Source organism: Sphingomonas sp. SP5, from assembly GCF_058313455.1.
The window spans coordinates 43,500-56,947 of record NZ_JBZFLF010000006.1; the positions used below are offsets into that span (position 1 = coordinate 43,500).

The window sequence follows — 13,448 nt, forward strand, 5'->3', positions numbered from 1 at the left end:
TATTCGAGAAGGATCGTCCATGCGCCTGCTGCCCGCCGCCCTCGCCGCCGTCGTCCTCGTCGCCGCTCCGGCCGCCGCCGCGGGCCTTGCCGTCGGTGCCAAGGCGCCGGCCTTCACCACCCGCGGCGCAGTCGCGGGCAAGGTCATCACCGTCGATCTGGCGCAGCAGCTCAAGAAAGGGCCGGTGGTGCTGTATTTCTTCCCCGCGGCCTTCACCGGCGGCTGCAATGCCGAGGCGCATGCCTTCGCCGAAGCGGTGCCGGAATTCCAGAAGGCGGGGGCGACGGTGATCGGCATGTCGGCCGACGACGTGCCGACGCTGCAGCGTTTCTCCAGCGAAAAATGCGCGGGCAAGTTCGCGGTGGCGAGCGCCGGCCCCGCCGTCATCAAGAACTACGACGTCGCGCTGAACGCAGGCGGCCGGGCGCTGACCAAGCGTACGAGCTATGTCATCGCGCGCGATGGCCGGGTCGCTTTCGTGCATGACGACATGAACCCGGCGCAGCACGTCGCGCTGACGTTGGCCGCGGTCCGCAAACTCGCCCATTCCTGACGCAAGCGCAACGCTACAATAACCTATACGGCATATACCGCAGGCGGGATTGAAGGGTGGGGCATGCGCGGGCCGTTCGCAGCGAGAAAGGAACAAAAGGGCAATCTGTTCTCGCGGATCGGGGCCTTTCTTGCCGATCAGGGCCTCAGCCCGGAGCCGGCGCATTACAACTTCGCCTATGACGTCATCACCAATCCGGACGGTGCCATCGCCCAGGCCGTCGCGCGGCTGACCGATGGCGGCGTCCGGCTGAGCCGGTCCGACATCGAGAAGCTGGGCGGCACCGTGGTCGTCGGTGCCCGTGTCATGGAGGCGCCGCCCGCCCCCCCCCAGCGCGGCGTGCCCGATTACGCGGCGCAGATCGAGGACGAGGCGGTCGAACTCGTCGCCACGACCCAGGCGCACGTCGATGATTTCGCGACCATGATGCGCGCCATGCAGGACGAGACGCGCGGCTTCGGCCGCGATCTGGCGCAGAGCGCCGCGGCGATCGGCCGCAACGTGCCGCAGCCTCAGGCGGCGGCGGGGCTGGACGAGATCGCCCGCATCACCGGATCGATGCTGAGCCGTATCCGCGAGGCGGAGGTGCGGCTGGCGCATGCGACGGACGAGGCGGATTCGCTACGCGCCAAGCTTGCCGAGGCGAACGATACGGCGCGCCGCGATGCGCTGACCGGCCTGCCCAACCGGCGCGCCTTCGACGAGGCGTTCGCGATCCGCCGCGATCGTGACGGCCCCTTCTGTCTCGCCGTTTGCGATATCGACCGGTTCAAGCGGATCAACGATGCGCATGGCCATCCCGTCGGCGATCGCGTGTTGAGCGCCGTCGGCCGCACCCTGGCCGACGAATGCGACGGCCATCTGGTCGTGCGCCACGGCGGCGAAGAATTTGCGGTGCTGTTGAAGGGCATCGATCTCGCCGATGCCGCGGCGCATCTGGACGGCGTGCGCGGCATGATCGCGGCCAAGCGGTTCCGCGTGCGCGAAAGCGACCAGCCGCTCGGTCAGGTGACGCTGTCGATCGGCGTCACCGCGGTGCAAACCGGTGAGATGATCGCCGATGCGTTCGATCGCGCCGACCGGTTGCTCTACACCGCGAAAAGTGGTGGCCGCGATCGGGTATGTGCCGCCTGATCCTGGCGAATATCCCCACCAGCGATGGCGGATTGCGCCAAACTCACGGTGGACGGCATCACTAATGGTGTGATTTCAACGACTTAGCTAAAGTGGCACGATGGCTGCAAAGCCCTTTGCATCGGAGCCGAACGGTTCGCTCCGAAAACCAAAGGGAACCCAATCATGTTCATCCGCTTCGAACTCGCCCAGCGCGCCGCCGTCTCGGTCGTTGCCGCTCTCGCCTTCGCCGCCGTCGCGATCAGCGCCGCCGTTCCCGTGATGCCGATCGCCTGATCGGTCCCGATCAACGGAGCCAACCCATGTATCGCAGCCTCTTCCTCGGTGTCGCCGCCTTCGCGACCACCATCCTCGTGCTCGCCAGCCAGGGCGGCACCATCACCGGCTGACGCCGGTCGACGGGCAGGCCCGGCGCACGATCGCCGGGCCGCCGCCCACCATCACGCCGCCTGTGCCGCCCCGACCGGGCCGACGGGCGCATCCTCACCCCGGCTATAGGTGCCGATCAACACGCCGGCGGCGAGCACATGCCCCGCCATCGCCTCCAGCACCGCCGCACGCCCCGGCGTCTCGCCCGGGTCGCCAGCCTCGCCGTCCAGCGCGAAAAGCTGAAAGGCATAGCGGTGCGAGCCATGCCCCGTCGGCGGGTCCGGCGGCAGCCATCCTTCGCGCAAATAGGAGTTGCGGCCGACATCGCCCTCGGGCGTGCCGGCACCGTTCCCTACGATCGCCCCTTCCGCCAGCCGCAACTCACCGGGCGTCATGCCCCAGACGATGGCATGCACCAGCGGCTGCGGCGCCGGCGCATCGGCGTCCTCCACCAGCAGGGCGAGACGCGCCGTACCGGCCGGCGGCGGCGTCCATAGCAAAGGTGGCGACACCCCCTCGCCATCCGCGGTGAACCGCTCGGGCAGCCTGGCGCCGTCGACAAACGCGGGGCTGGACAGGTCAAGCGCCGGCAGTCCGGCATCGAGTCCGAGCCGCACGATGCCGAGTCCGTCCATGCCGGCCCGTACGTCGCCCAGGGCCCGGCCCAGCCAGGCGGGAAGGTGTTCGAGCATCGGTCTACTCCTGCGGGCAATCGCCGGGACGGGTGACGGGAGCCGCGCCTGCCGCATACCAGCGGCTGCTCCCGCCCATCGTGGCGGCGTCGTGATAGCAAGCCGCGCCCTTAATTCCATCGGGCGCGACGAGGAACGTCCAGTCGTGGTCGCCGCAATTGTGCGGTTCGCAGCCATGCGCGGCGATGCGGCCGTCCGCGGTGCGGAAGATCGGCACCGTCACCGCATCGCGCATCGTGAAGCGGCGACGGATGCCCTCGTCCCCGACCGCATCGATCAGGGCGCGCGCCACCTCCGTCCGATCGTAGAAGCCGACGCCATCGACGGCATCGCCCGGATATTTGCCGACATAGGCGGTGATCGGGTTGCTGTGCTCCTGCCCCGGCAACGGCTTGGGCGGTTGCGTCGGCGGCGGCACGAAGGCCGCGGCGGCGCTGTCATTGGCGGCGGTGTCGGCACGCTTGCCGCTGCCGCAGGCGGCAAGCAGCAGGGCAGGCAGCAGCAACGGGGCAAGGGATAAGGCACGCATAAGGCGGGAACGCCGCTGACGCTCGACGGTTGCCCGCTGCTATGGCCGCAGACCTCGACCGTTTCGTTTCCGCACAGGCGCGCCTCTACCCGCAGGCGCTCGCCGAGCTGCGGCGCGGGCACAAGACCAGCCACTGGATGTGGTTCGTCTTTCCGCAGATCGCCGGCCTCGGCCGCAGCGACACCGCCCGCTTCTACGCCATCCGCGATGCCGAGGAGGCGCGCCGCTACCTTCGGCATCCGCTGCTCGGCCCCCGGTTGATCGAGGCCACTGCCGCGATCGTCGCCGCCACCGGCAGTGCCGAAGCGATCCTGGGCGGCATCGATGCGATCAAGCTGCGATCGTCGATGACGCTCTTCGCCGCCGTCGCCGACGATTCGGCACCGTTCGGCACCGCGCTGGCGCGCTTCTTCGCAGGAGAGGCCGATCCGGCGACCCTGACGCTGCTCGACCGCTCCCGATCAGAATAAACGGCCGCCGTTCGGCACCGGCAGGCTGGGGCCGATCAGCACGACCTTGCCGTCCGCATCGGGAAAGCCGAGCGTCAGCACCTCGGACATGAAGGAGCCGATCTGCCGCGGCGGGAAATTGACCACCGCTGCCACCTGTCGCCCGATCAGCGTTGCGGGCGCATAATGTTCGGTGATCTGCGCCGACGACTTGCGCACCCCGATCGCCTCGCCGAAATCGATGCGGAGCTTGATCGCGGGTTTGCGCGCTTCGGGAAAGGGCTCGGCGGCGATCACCGTTCCGACGCGGATATCCACCGCCTCGAAATCGGCGAATGCGATGCGATCAGAAGTCGACATTGTCGTAATGTGCCGGCGGACCGATCATCTCCATCCGCTCCGACAGCAGCGGCCGGAAGCTCGGACGGCTCTTGAAGCCGCGATACCAACGCGCCGTCTGGTCGTGCCCCTTCCAGTCGATACCGCCCAGATAGTCGGCGACGGAGATCTGCGCCGCCGCCGCCAGATCGGCGAGGCTCATCGTCGCGCCGCCCAGCCAGTTGCGGTGATCGAGCAGGTAATCGGTATAGTCCAGGTGACTGACCGCCGCCTTCATCGCCTCGCGCAGGCCCTTGGCATCGGGCGCGGCGCGGTGCGCCAGCCGCTTGACGACGCGCTCGTGCAGCAGCGGCCCGGTGACGTCGCGATAGAAATGCGTGTCGAACCACGTCACCAGCCGGCGAATTTCGGCGCGGTTGGCGGCCGTGCCGTTGATCATCGCCGCCTTGTCGACCGTTTCCTCGAAATATTCGCAGATCGCCATCGAATCGATCAGCGGTGCGCCCGGACGGCTGGCGTCGACCATCACCGGCGTCTCGCCCGCCGGGTTCATGTCCATGAACTCGTCGCGCCGCTCCCACGGCGATTCGCGCACCAGCTCATAGCCGATGCCCTTCTCGCCGAGCAGCAGCCGCACCTTGCGGCTGAAGGGGCACAGGGGGAATTGGTAAAGCTGCCACATGGCGCCCGTGTTATAAGCATGGGTGCACGGAGGGAAGCAGCGATGGATTCCGAAGACGGTGTTCGGCTGATGGATGGCGTGATTTATATCGACCACCCAGACATCGAAGCGGGGTTACATGCACTTGCAGAGCGATGGAACGTCAGCGTCGAGGATGCGCTCGGCATATCGTTGCGACGGGCACTGGCCGAACATGGAATAGCGTTCGACGCGCTTCCCGAGCTGCCCGGCTGACCGCGGCTCTTCGCGGGCCTCTGTCTCACCTGTGTTTCGACAGGATCCGCCCGAACGAATCGATGTGACGCAATCAAGCGCTAGCGTCGGGGAGAACGGCGGGGGCGTGCAGCGCGGCGGCACGGAACGCGCATTGGCTCGGCGTCGTCCACGCGAACACCAATCTTGTTATTCTACGGGACGCGTCTTCCGCCGTTCGCTCCGATAGATTGGAGCAGGCAGAGGAAGACGCGGCGCGTTTACTCCGCCGCCACCGCCTCCACCGTATCGTCGAGCGGGTGCGTCTGCCGCGACAGCATTTCCTTCGGGATCACCTGCCAGAAATCGCCGGCGATGCGATCCCAGTCGGCGAGCAGGCCCTTCGACCATTTGCTGTCGGTCGCCTTGGCATGGCGCTCGACCAGCGCCTTCAGCACGCCTTCCCAATGCGCCGAGGCGAGGCGCTGCCAGACGATGCTCTCGGGATTGGCGCGCCGTTCGAACGCGCCCTCGGGATCGTAGACGAAGGCCATGCCGCCGGTCATGCCCGCGCCGAAATTCTGGCCCACCTCGCCCAGCAGCACCGCAACGCCGCCGGTCATATATTCGCAGCCATTGGCGCCGCAGCCCTCGACCACCACGGTCGCGCCCGAATTGCGCACCGCGAACCGCTCGCCCGCCTGCCCCGCCGCCAGCAGCGTGCCGGAGGTCGCGCCGTAGAGCACCGTATTGCCGAGGATGGTATTATCCTGGCTCGCCAGTGGCGATGAGACGGCGGGACGCAGCACGATGGTGCCGCCCGACAGCCCCTTGCCGACGTAATCGTTGGCATCGCCGAACACCTCCAGCGTGATGCCGCGGCACAGGAACGCGCCGAGCGACTGCCCGGCGGAACCGCGCAGCCGGATGGTGACGTGACCATCGCTCAGTTTGCTCATGCCGAAGCGCCGCGTGATCTCGCTCGACAGCCGCGTGCCGACCGCGCGGTGCGTGTTGCGCACCGAATAGGTGAGCTGCATCTTCTCGCCGCGGCTGAACACGGCGGCGGCATCCTTGATGATCTGCGCATCCAGGCTGTCGGGTACCTCGTTGCGGAAGGTGCTGAGCGAAAAGCGTCGTTCGGCGTCGGTCGCATCGACCTTGGCGAGGATCGGGTTGAGATCGAGGTCGTCGAGATGCTCGGCACCGCGGCTCACCTGGCGCAGGAATTCGGTCCGCCCGATCACCTCGTCCAGGCTGCGCACCCCCAGCCGCGCCAGAATGTCGCGTACCTCTTCGGCGATGAAGGTCATCAGGTTGATGACCTTTTCGGGCGTGCCGACGAACTTGTCGCGTAAGCCCTGGTCCTGCGTGCAGACGCCGACCGGGCAGGTGTTGCTATGGCACTGGCGCACCATGATGCAGCCCATCGCGACAAGGCTCAACGTGCCGATGCCGAATTCCTCCGCACCGAGGATCGCGGCGATGACGATGTCGCGCCCGGTCTTGAGCCCACCATCGGTCCTCAGGCGGACGCGGCCGCGCAGGCCGTTGAGGGTAAGCACCTGATTGACCTCGGACAGGCCCATTTCCCAGGGCGTGCCGGCATATTTGACGCTGGTCTGCGGGGACGCGCCGGTGCCGCCGACATGGCCGGCGACCAGGATCACGTCGGCATGCGCCTTCGCCACGCCGGCGGCGACGGTGCCGATGCCCGACGAGCTGACCAGCTTCACGCACACGCGTGCACGCGGGTTGATCTGCTTGAGGTCGTAGATCAGCTGCGCCAGGTCTTCGATCGAATAGATGTCGTGGTGCGGCGGCGGGCTGATGAGCGTGACGCCCGGGGTCGCGTGACGCAGCTTGGCGATGAACTCGGTCACCTTGAAGCCGGGCAGCTGCCCGCCCTCGCCGGGCTTGGCGCCCTGCGCGACCTTGATCTCGATTTCCTCGCACGCGTTGAGATATTCGGCGGTCACGCCGAACCGGCCGCTGGCGATCTGCTTGATCGTCGAATTGGCGTTGTCGCCATTCTCGTAGGGCTTGAAGCGGACGGTGTCCTCGCCGCCCTCGCCCGACACCGCCTTGGCGCCGATGCGGTTCATCGCGATCGCCAGCGTCTCGTGCGCCTCTGGCGAAAGCGCACCCAGCGACATGCCCGGCGTGACGAAGCGCTTGCGGATTTCGGTGATCGCCTCGACCTGGTCGACCGGCACGCCTTCGTTGGGGAAGTTGAACTGCAACAGGTCGCGCAGATACACCGGCGGCAGGTCGGCGACGCCGCGGCTGAACTGCAGGTAACTGGTATAACTGTCGGTCGACACCGCCGTCTGCAACAGGTGCATCAGCTGCGCCGAATAGGCATGCGTCTCACCGGTATGACGCTGACGGTAGAAGCCGCCGATCGGCAGCTTCGCGACGCCTTCGTCCCAGGCCAGCTCGTGACGCACCATCGCCGAATGATGCAGCGAGGCATAGCCCTCGCCCGAGATCTTGGCCGGCATGCCGGGGAACAGGTCGTTGACGAGGCTGCGCGACAGGCCCACCGCCTCGAAATTATACCCGCCGCGATAGGAGGAGATCACCGCGATCCCCATCTTGCTCATGATCTTGAGCAATCCCTCCTCGATCGCATGGCGATGCCGCTTCAGGCACTCGTCGAGCGGCAGGTCGCCAAACAGCCCCCGCGCCTGCCGGTCAGCGATGGCGGCTTCGGCCAGATAGGCGTTCACCGTCGTCGCGCCGACGCCGATCAGCACCGCATAATAATGCGTGTCGAGGCATTCCGCCGAGCGCACGTTGATCGACGCATAGGAGCGCAGGCCGCGGCGGACGAGGTGCGTGTGCACCGCCGCCACCGCCAGCACGCCGGCGATGGCGATCCGCCCCTCCGACACATGCTCGTCGGTCAGGAACAGCTCGCTCTTGCCCTGCCGCACCGCCTGCTCGGCCTCGTTGCGGATGCGCTGGATCGCGGCGCGCAGCTTTTCGGGGCCGCCATCGGCGTCGAAGGTGCAGTCGATCTCGGTCGTGGTGCGGGCGAAATGCGCCTTCAGCCGCGCCCAATGCTGGCCCGTCAGTACCGGCGAATCGAGCACCAGCACGCGGTCGCGCTGATCCTCGGTATCGAGGATGTTGGCAAGATTGCCGAACCGCGTCTTGAGCGACATGACATAGCGTTCGCGCAGCGAATCGATCGGCGGGTTGGTCACCTGGCTGAAGTTCTGGCGGAAGAACTGGCTGATGAGCCGCGGCTTGTCGCTGATGACCGCCAGCGGCGTATCGTCGCCCATCGAGCCGACGGCTTCCTTGCCCGTCTCCACCATCGGCGACAGGATCAGCTCCATGTCCTCCAGCGTCTGCCCCGCCGCGACCTGGCGCCGGGCGAGCCCCGCGCGGTCGTAGCGGACCACGGCGTCGGGCACGTCGGGCAGATCGTCCAGCGTGTGGAATTCGCCGATCATCGCCGCATAGTCATGCTCCGACGCGATCCGGTCCTTCACCTCGCGGTCGGAGAAGACGCGGCCTTCGTCCAGGTCCACGGCGATCATCTGCCCCGGTCCCAGCCGCCCCTTGGCGACCACGGTCGATTCGGGGACGACGACCATGCCGGTTTCCGACCCGACGATCAGCAGCCCGTCGGAGGTGCGGGTATAGCGCAGCGGGCGCAGCGCGTTGCGGTCGACGCCGGCCACCGCCCAGCGCCCATCGGTCATGGCGAGCGCGGCCGGGCCGTCCCATGGCTCCATGACGGAGGCGAGATACTGGTACATCGCGGCATGATCGGCGGGGACGTCGGTGTCCTTCTGCCAGGCCTCGGGCACCAGCATGATCTTGGCGGTGGGTGCATCGCGTCCCGAACGGCAGATCGTCTCGAACACCGCATCCAGCGCCGCCGTGTCGGACGCGCCCGCCGGGATCACCGGCTTGATGTCTTCCGAATGTTCGCCGAACGCGAGGCTCGCCATGCGGATTTCGTGGCTGAGCATCCAGTTCTTGTTGCCGCGCACCGTGTTGATCTCGCCGTTATGGGCGAGGCAGCGGAACGGCTGGGCGAGCCACCATTGCGGGAAGGTGTTGGTGGAATAGCGCTGGTGAAAGATCGCGACGCGGCTCTCGAACCGCTGGTCCTGCAGATCGGGATAGAAGACCGACAGCGATTCGGCGAGGAACAGCCCCTTGTAGACGATCGAGCGGCAGCTCAGCGAGCAGACGTAGAAACCCTGAATCTGGGCCGCGATCACCCGCTTTTCGATCCGCCGCCGGACGAGATAGAGATTTTTCTCAAATTCCCCCGCACTCACCTCGTCCGGCAGCGGCCCGGCGATCATGATCTGCTCGATCTCCGGCCGGGTCGCCTGCGCCTTCAGGCCGATGACGGAGACGTCGACCGGCACCTGCCGCCAGCCGTAGATGGTGTAGCCCGCCTCGATGATCGCGCTCTCCACGATCGTGCGGCAGCTTTCCTGCGCGCCGAGATCGGTACGCGGCAGGAAGATCATGCCGACCGCCAGCCGATTCGGCAGCACCTTGTGCCCCGACGCGACCACCGCATCGTCGAAGAAGCGATGCGGCAGATCGATGTGGATCCCCGCGCCATCGCCGGTCTTGCCGTCGGCGTCGACCGCGCCACGATGCCAAACGGCTTTCAGCGCATCGACCGCCGACTGCACGACGCGCCGCGACGCGCGCCCATCGGTCGCGGCGACGAGCCCGACGCCACAGGCATCGCCCTCGGTGTCGGGGCGGTACATGCCATGTTCGGCAAGATACTGGCGCTGGTCGGTTTTCATCGCGTCGGTCATCGGTCCGGTCGCCTTCTTATCTGGCGTCATCATTGAAAGCGGCGTGTCAGGCGGCGACTTTGCCGGCCTTTGCCCGCGCCTTCAGCCACTTGTGCATCGTCGCGGCGACATCGCGGCCGTCGCGGATCGCCCAGACCACCAGGCTGGCGCCGCGGACGATGTCGCCGGCAGCGAACACGCCGTCGAGGCTGGTCATCAGCGTCTTGCCGTCGACCAGCACCGTGCCCCAGCGGCTGACGCCCAGCTCCGGCACGCCGAACAGCGTCGGCAGGTCCTCGGCATCGAAGCCCAGCGCCTTGACGACGAGGTCGGCATGGAGGGTGAAGTCGCCGCTGGGATCGGCTTCCGGCGCGCGTCGGCCGCTCGCATCGGGTGCGCCGAGACGCATCTTGCGTGCGCGCACCGTGCCGTCCGCGTCGAACGCGGCGGGCGCGGAGAGCCAGACGAACTCCGCGCCTTCCTCTTCGGCGTTGGTCACTTCGCGCTGACTGCCCGGCATGTTGGTGCGATCGCGCCGGTAGAGGCACTTCACGCTGGCGGCGCCCTGACGGATCGCGGTGCGCACGCAATCCATCGCGGTGTCGCCGCCGCCGATCACCACGACATGCTTGCCCGCGGCGTCGAGCTGCCCCTGGTCGAACGCAGGCACCGCGTCGCCGAAGCCCTTGCGATTGGAGGCGATCAGATAGTCGAGCGCCGCGACCACGCGATTGTCGTCGCCGCCCGCCACGTCCAGTGCGCGGGCGCGATAGACGCCGGTTGCGATCAGCACCGCATCATGCTGGCGGCGCAGGTCGTCGAGGCTCGCCTGCTCGCCGACGCCAAACCCTTCGTGGAAGACGATACCGCCTGCCTTCAGCCGTTCGACGCGGCGCATGACCACCGGCTTCTCCAGCTTGAAGCCGGGGATGCCATAGGTCAGCAGTCCGCCCGCACGATCGTGCCGGTCGTAGACATGCACCTCGTAACCGTTGCCGCGCAGATATTCCGCCGCGGAGAGCCCAGCCGGCCCGGCCCCGATCACCGCCACCGACTGGCCGCGTGCGGGACCCGGCACCAGCGGCTCCACCCAGCCCTCTTCCCAGGCGGTGTCGGTGATGAACTTTTCGACCGATCCGATCGTCACCGCGCCGTGGCCGGTGAACTCGATCACGCAATTGCCTTCGCACAAACGGTCCTGCGGACAGATGCGACCGCAGATTTCCGGCATGGTCGAGGTGGCGTTACTGAGTTCGTACGCCTCCCGCAGCCGTCCTTCCGCAGTCAGCCTGAGCCAATCGGGGATATGGTTGTGCAGGGGGCAGTGCACCGAGCAATAGGGGACGCCGCATTGCGAGCAGCGACTCGCCTGATCCTCGGCCGCGGGCGGAGCATAGCGCGCGGCGATCTCGCGGAAGTCCTCCGCACGATCGTCTGCGGCACGCTTGGCCGGATAGGCCTGCTCGCACCTTACGAATTTCAGCATAGAATCGTTCGCCATACCCGCCTCCGAAGTGCGGGATATTGCGTTGCCGCCACCCTGTCATCCTAAAAGTGACGTTTATGTCAATAGTGATGTCCTAATAATATCATTGCACAGTCAGTCGAGGACCTCGCTACACCATTCAACCAAAATATACGACCGTATCGGTATTAGTGAGTGGTGAGCAGCGCCAGTGCGACCCCGCCGACGACGATCCGATACCATGCGAAGGGGCCGAACCCGTGACGGCCGACTATCCCGACAAACCAGCGGACCACGAGCAGCGCGACGACGAACGACACGAGGAAGCCTGCGGCGATTTCGATGGGGCCGACGCTGCTGCCGCTGCGGATCGCATCCATATGCCCTGCCGTCTCCACGACGCTCGCGCCGAGCATCGTCGGAATGGCAAGAAAGAAGCTGAATTCCGCCGCGGTGCGCCGCTCGACGCCCAGCGACAGCGCGCCGAGGATCGTCGCGCCCGAGCGGCTGACGCCTGGGATCATCGCCAGGCACTGGATGAAGCCGACCCCCAGCGACGTCTTGGCCGAGACGGCCGCGATGCCGCGCACCGTCCCCGGCTTCACCAGCCGTTCGATCACCAGGATGGCGACACCGCCGACGATCAGCGCCACCGCGACCACCTTGGGCTGCAGCAGCAGCGCCTCGATATGCTTCTTGGCAAGGACGCCGATCACCGCCGCGGGGATGAAGGCGATCAGCAGGTTGCGCACGAACCGCATGGATCCCTCGTCGCGACGGATCAGGCCGGTGATGACGGTCCAGAACGTCCGCCAGTAGAGTACCACCACCGCCAGGATAGCCCCAAGTTGAATCACGATGTTGAACAGCTGCCAGCGCGCATCGTCATAACCGAGCAGCGCACCGGCGAGGATCAGGTGCCCGGTCGAGGAGACGGGCAGGAATTCGGTGACCCCCTCGACGATGCCGAGGATGATGGCGGCGATCAGGTCGTTCACAATGGTCCCCTAACAAACAGGTCCGCCGCCATAAGGCGGCGGACCCGATAGGGAAACGCCTAACCCGCCGCGCCGTGGATCAGGCCGCCAGCGTCTCGCTGCGCCGGCCGAAGCGACCGGATTTGCGGAAACGCACCAGATAGTCCGGCGCGATCGACGACAGCGGTTCGGACACGATGCCCAGGTCGGCCAGCCCCGGCGTACCTGCCGCAACGACGTTGTCGCGCTGGAGCATCAGCCACTGATCCTGCGTGATCGGCGCGAACGGCAGCCTGGCGAGCAGTGCGCCAGCGCCGTCCGGCAGTTCGACGATGGAGGGCGAGCGGCCGAGCGTCGCGGCGATCCAGCGGATGATCTCCCCCATGGACATGACATCGGGACCGCCCAGCTCGAAGGTCTGTCCGGCGAAGCGCGCGTCGGTCGCCGCCGCCACCGCATCGCCGACATCCCCGGCGAACACCGGCTGGAACTTCACGCCCGCGCGCAGCACCGGCACAATCGGCGCGCGCGCGATCATCGCGGCGAAACGATTGATGAACTGGTCCTCCCGGCCGAACACGATCGATGGACGGACGATGGCGGCACCGGGGAAGGCCGCGCGCACCGCCTCCTCGCCGCGCCCCTTGCTGCTGCCATATCCCGACGGCGCGGCAGGATCGGCACCGATCGCGGACACCTGCACCAGCGTCTCGACGCCCAGTGCCGCCGCCGCCTCGGCGACATTGCGCGCGCCGGTGACGTGCAGCCGCTCGAAGTCGCCCGCGAGCACCCCGACCATGTTGATGACCGCATCGGCACCGTTGACCGCGCGGCGCACGGTGTCGGGCAGCGTCACGTCGGCGGCGACGAACTGCGTCTGGCCGAGGCCACCGAGCGGCTTGAGGAACCAGGCGTGGCGCGGATCGCGCTCGGCGATGCGCACTCGCGCGCCACCGCGCAGCAGCGCCTGCACCACGTAGCGGCCGACGAAACCGCCGCCGCCGAAGATCGTAACCAGCTTGTCCTTCATCGCACGGGCCTTTTTTTCGTCGCTTTGCTGACAATCCGCCCATTGCCCCGCGAAACCCGTGTTGACAAGCGTGTGGAACGCCCCCTAAAGGCCGCCGCCTACCCCGTGCCCAGATGGCGGAATTGGTAGACGCACCAGCTTCAGGTGCTGGCGATCGCAAGGTCGTGGAGGTTCGAGTCCTCTTCTGGGCACCATTTTCTTCCCTCCGGATCGATCCGGAGGGGTTTACGGAAAACCCAGTGTTTGCCGCCCT

The 13,448-nt window shown here is 67.1% G+C and carries 12 protein-coding genes and 1 tRNA gene; 5 read left to right on the plus strand and 8 right to left on the minus strand.

Annotated features, from left to right (window positions below; genetic code table 11):
• Positions 1-19: 19 nt before the first annotated feature.
• A complete protein-coding gene (locus tag AC4GY7_RS14680) occupies positions 20-553 on the plus strand; it encodes a peroxiredoxin (protein ID WP_443585235.1) in 534 nt (177 codons plus the stop codon).
• Between the two features lie 63 nt (positions 554-616).
• Positions 617-1,687 carry a GGDEF domain-containing protein gene (locus AC4GY7_RS14685; RefSeq protein WP_491115452.1) on the plus strand — a complete coding sequence of 357 codons (1,071 nt, stop codon included), beginning with the start codon at positions 617-619 and terminating at the stop codon, positions 1,685-1,687.
• A 440-nt stretch (positions 1,688-2,127) separates the two neighbouring features.
• Here AC4GY7_RS14685 and AC4GY7_RS14690 read toward each other — a convergent pair whose 3' ends face one another.
• Together AC4GY7_RS14690 and AC4GY7_RS14695 are read right to left on the minus strand one after the other, a co-directional pair.
• On the minus strand, positions 2,128-2,748 hold the full coding sequence (locus tag AC4GY7_RS14690; RefSeq protein WP_491115454.1) for a YbhB/YbcL family Raf kinase inhibitor-like protein: 621 nt from the start codon (positions 2,746-2,748) through the stop codon (positions 2,128-2,130).
• A gap of 4 nt (positions 2,749-2,752) precedes the next feature.
• Positions 2,753-3,277: an Ivy family c-type lysozyme inhibitor gene (locus AC4GY7_RS14695; protein WP_491115456.1), complete on the minus strand. Its 525-nt coding sequence runs from the start codon at positions 3,275-3,277 to the stop codon at positions 2,753-2,755.
• Positions 3,278-3,318: 41 nt separating this feature from the next.
• Between AC4GY7_RS14695 and AC4GY7_RS14700 the strand changes: the two genes are divergently transcribed.
• Positions 3,319-3,747: a DUF1810 domain-containing protein gene (locus AC4GY7_RS14700; RefSeq protein WP_491115458.1), complete on the plus strand. Its 429-nt coding sequence runs from the start codon at positions 3,319-3,321 to the stop codon at positions 3,745-3,747.
• Here the strand turns inward: AC4GY7_RS14700 and AC4GY7_RS14705 are convergent.
• Both AC4GY7_RS14705 and AC4GY7_RS14710 read right to left on the minus strand, forming a co-directional pair.
• Complete coding sequence (locus AC4GY7_RS14705; RefSeq protein WP_491115460.1) at positions 3,739-4,086, minus strand: tRNA-binding protein; 348 nt, start codon at positions 4,084-4,086, stop codon at positions 3,739-3,741. The genes AC4GY7_RS14700 and AC4GY7_RS14705 overlap by 9 nt on opposite strands.
• Positions 4,073-4,747, minus strand: coding sequence for a glutathione S-transferase family protein (locus AC4GY7_RS14710; protein WP_443585228.1), 675 nt, complete (start codon positions 4,745-4,747; stop codon positions 4,073-4,075). The genes AC4GY7_RS14705 and AC4GY7_RS14710 overlap by 14 nt, the downstream gene beginning before the upstream one ends.
• Before the next feature lie 42 nt (positions 4,748-4,789).
• Here AC4GY7_RS14710 and AC4GY7_RS14715 point away from each other — a divergent pair, with 42 nt between their 5' ends.
• Complete coding sequence (locus tag AC4GY7_RS14715; protein WP_491115462.1) at positions 4,790-4,981, plus strand: hypothetical protein; 192 nt, start codon at positions 4,790-4,792, stop codon at positions 4,979-4,981.
• Positions 4,982-5,220: 239 nt separating this feature from the next.
• On the opposite strand, the gene gltB is transcribed toward AC4GY7_RS14715, so the two are convergent.
• The 4 genes from gltB to AC4GY7_RS14735 form a co-directional block, all read right to left on the minus strand.
• Positions 5,221-9,744 carry a glutamate synthase large subunit gene (gene gltB, locus AC4GY7_RS14720; protein ID WP_491115464.1) on the minus strand — a complete coding sequence of 1,508 codons (4,524 nt, stop codon included), beginning with the start codon at positions 9,742-9,744 and terminating at the stop codon, positions 5,221-5,223.
• 46 nt (positions 9,745-9,790) lie between these two features.
• Positions 9,791-11,224, minus strand: a complete 1,434-nt coding sequence (locus AC4GY7_RS14725; RefSeq protein WP_491115466.1) for an NAD(P)-dependent oxidoreductase — start codon at positions 11,222-11,224, stop codon at positions 9,791-9,793.
• A 152-nt stretch (positions 11,225-11,376) separates the two neighbouring features.
• Positions 11,377-12,186: an undecaprenyl-diphosphate phosphatase gene (locus AC4GY7_RS14730; protein WP_491115468.1), complete on the minus strand. Its 810-nt coding sequence runs from the start codon at positions 12,184-12,186 to the stop codon at positions 11,377-11,379.
• 79 nt (positions 12,187-12,265) lie between these two features.
• Positions 12,266-13,195, minus strand: a complete 930-nt coding sequence (locus tag AC4GY7_RS14735; protein ID WP_491115470.1) for a complex I NDUFA9 subunit family protein — start codon at positions 13,193-13,195, stop codon at positions 12,266-12,268.
• A gap of 107 nt (positions 13,196-13,302) precedes the next feature.
• On the opposite strand from AC4GY7_RS14735, the gene AC4GY7_RS14740 reads away from it, so the two are divergent.
• Positions 13,303-13,389, plus strand: a tRNA-Leu gene (locus AC4GY7_RS14740).
• The last annotated feature ends 59 nt before the right edge of the window (positions 13,390-13,448 follow it).

Bases quoted from the DNA above. Each gene is read 5' to 3' on its own strand.
- AC4GY7_RS14680 (WP_443585235.1), top strand. From the start codon at position 20: ATGCGCCTGCTGCCCGCCGCCCTCGCCGCCGTCGTCCTCGTCGCCGCT.
- AC4GY7_RS14685 (WP_491115452.1), top strand. From the start codon at position 617: ATGCGCGGGCCGTTCGCAGCGAGAAAGGAACAAAAGGGCAATCTGTTC.
- AC4GY7_RS14690 (WP_491115454.1), bottom strand. From the start codon at position 2,748: ATGCTCGAACACCTTCCCGCCTGGCTGGGCCGGGCCCTGGGCGACGTA.
- AC4GY7_RS14695 (WP_491115456.1), bottom strand. From the start codon at position 3,277: ATGCGTGCCTTATCCCTTGCCCCGTTGCTGCTGCCTGCCCTGCTGCTT.
- AC4GY7_RS14700 (WP_491115458.1), top strand. From the start codon at position 3,319: ATGGCCGCAGACCTCGACCGTTTCGTTTCCGCACAGGCGCGCCTCTAC.
- AC4GY7_RS14705 (WP_491115460.1), bottom strand. From the start codon at position 4,086: ATGTCGACTTCTGATCGCATCGCATTCGCCGATTTCGAGGCGGTGGAT.
- AC4GY7_RS14710 (WP_443585228.1), bottom strand. From the start codon at position 4,747: ATGTGGCAGCTTTACCAATTCCCCCTGTGCCCCTTCAGCCGCAAGGTG.
- AC4GY7_RS14715 (WP_491115462.1), top strand. From the start codon at position 4,790: ATGGATTCCGAAGACGGTGTTCGGCTGATGGATGGCGTGATTTATATC.
- gltB (WP_491115464.1), bottom strand. From the start codon at position 9,744: ATGACCGACGCGATGAAAACCGACCAGCGCCAGTATCTTGCCGAACAT.
- AC4GY7_RS14725 (WP_491115466.1), bottom strand. From the start codon at position 11,224: ATGGCGAACGATTCTATGCTGAAATTCGTAAGGTGCGAGCAGGCCTAT.
- AC4GY7_RS14735 (WP_491115470.1), bottom strand. From the start codon at position 13,195: ATGAAGGACAAGCTGGTTACGATCTTCGGCGGCGGCGGTTTCGTCGGC.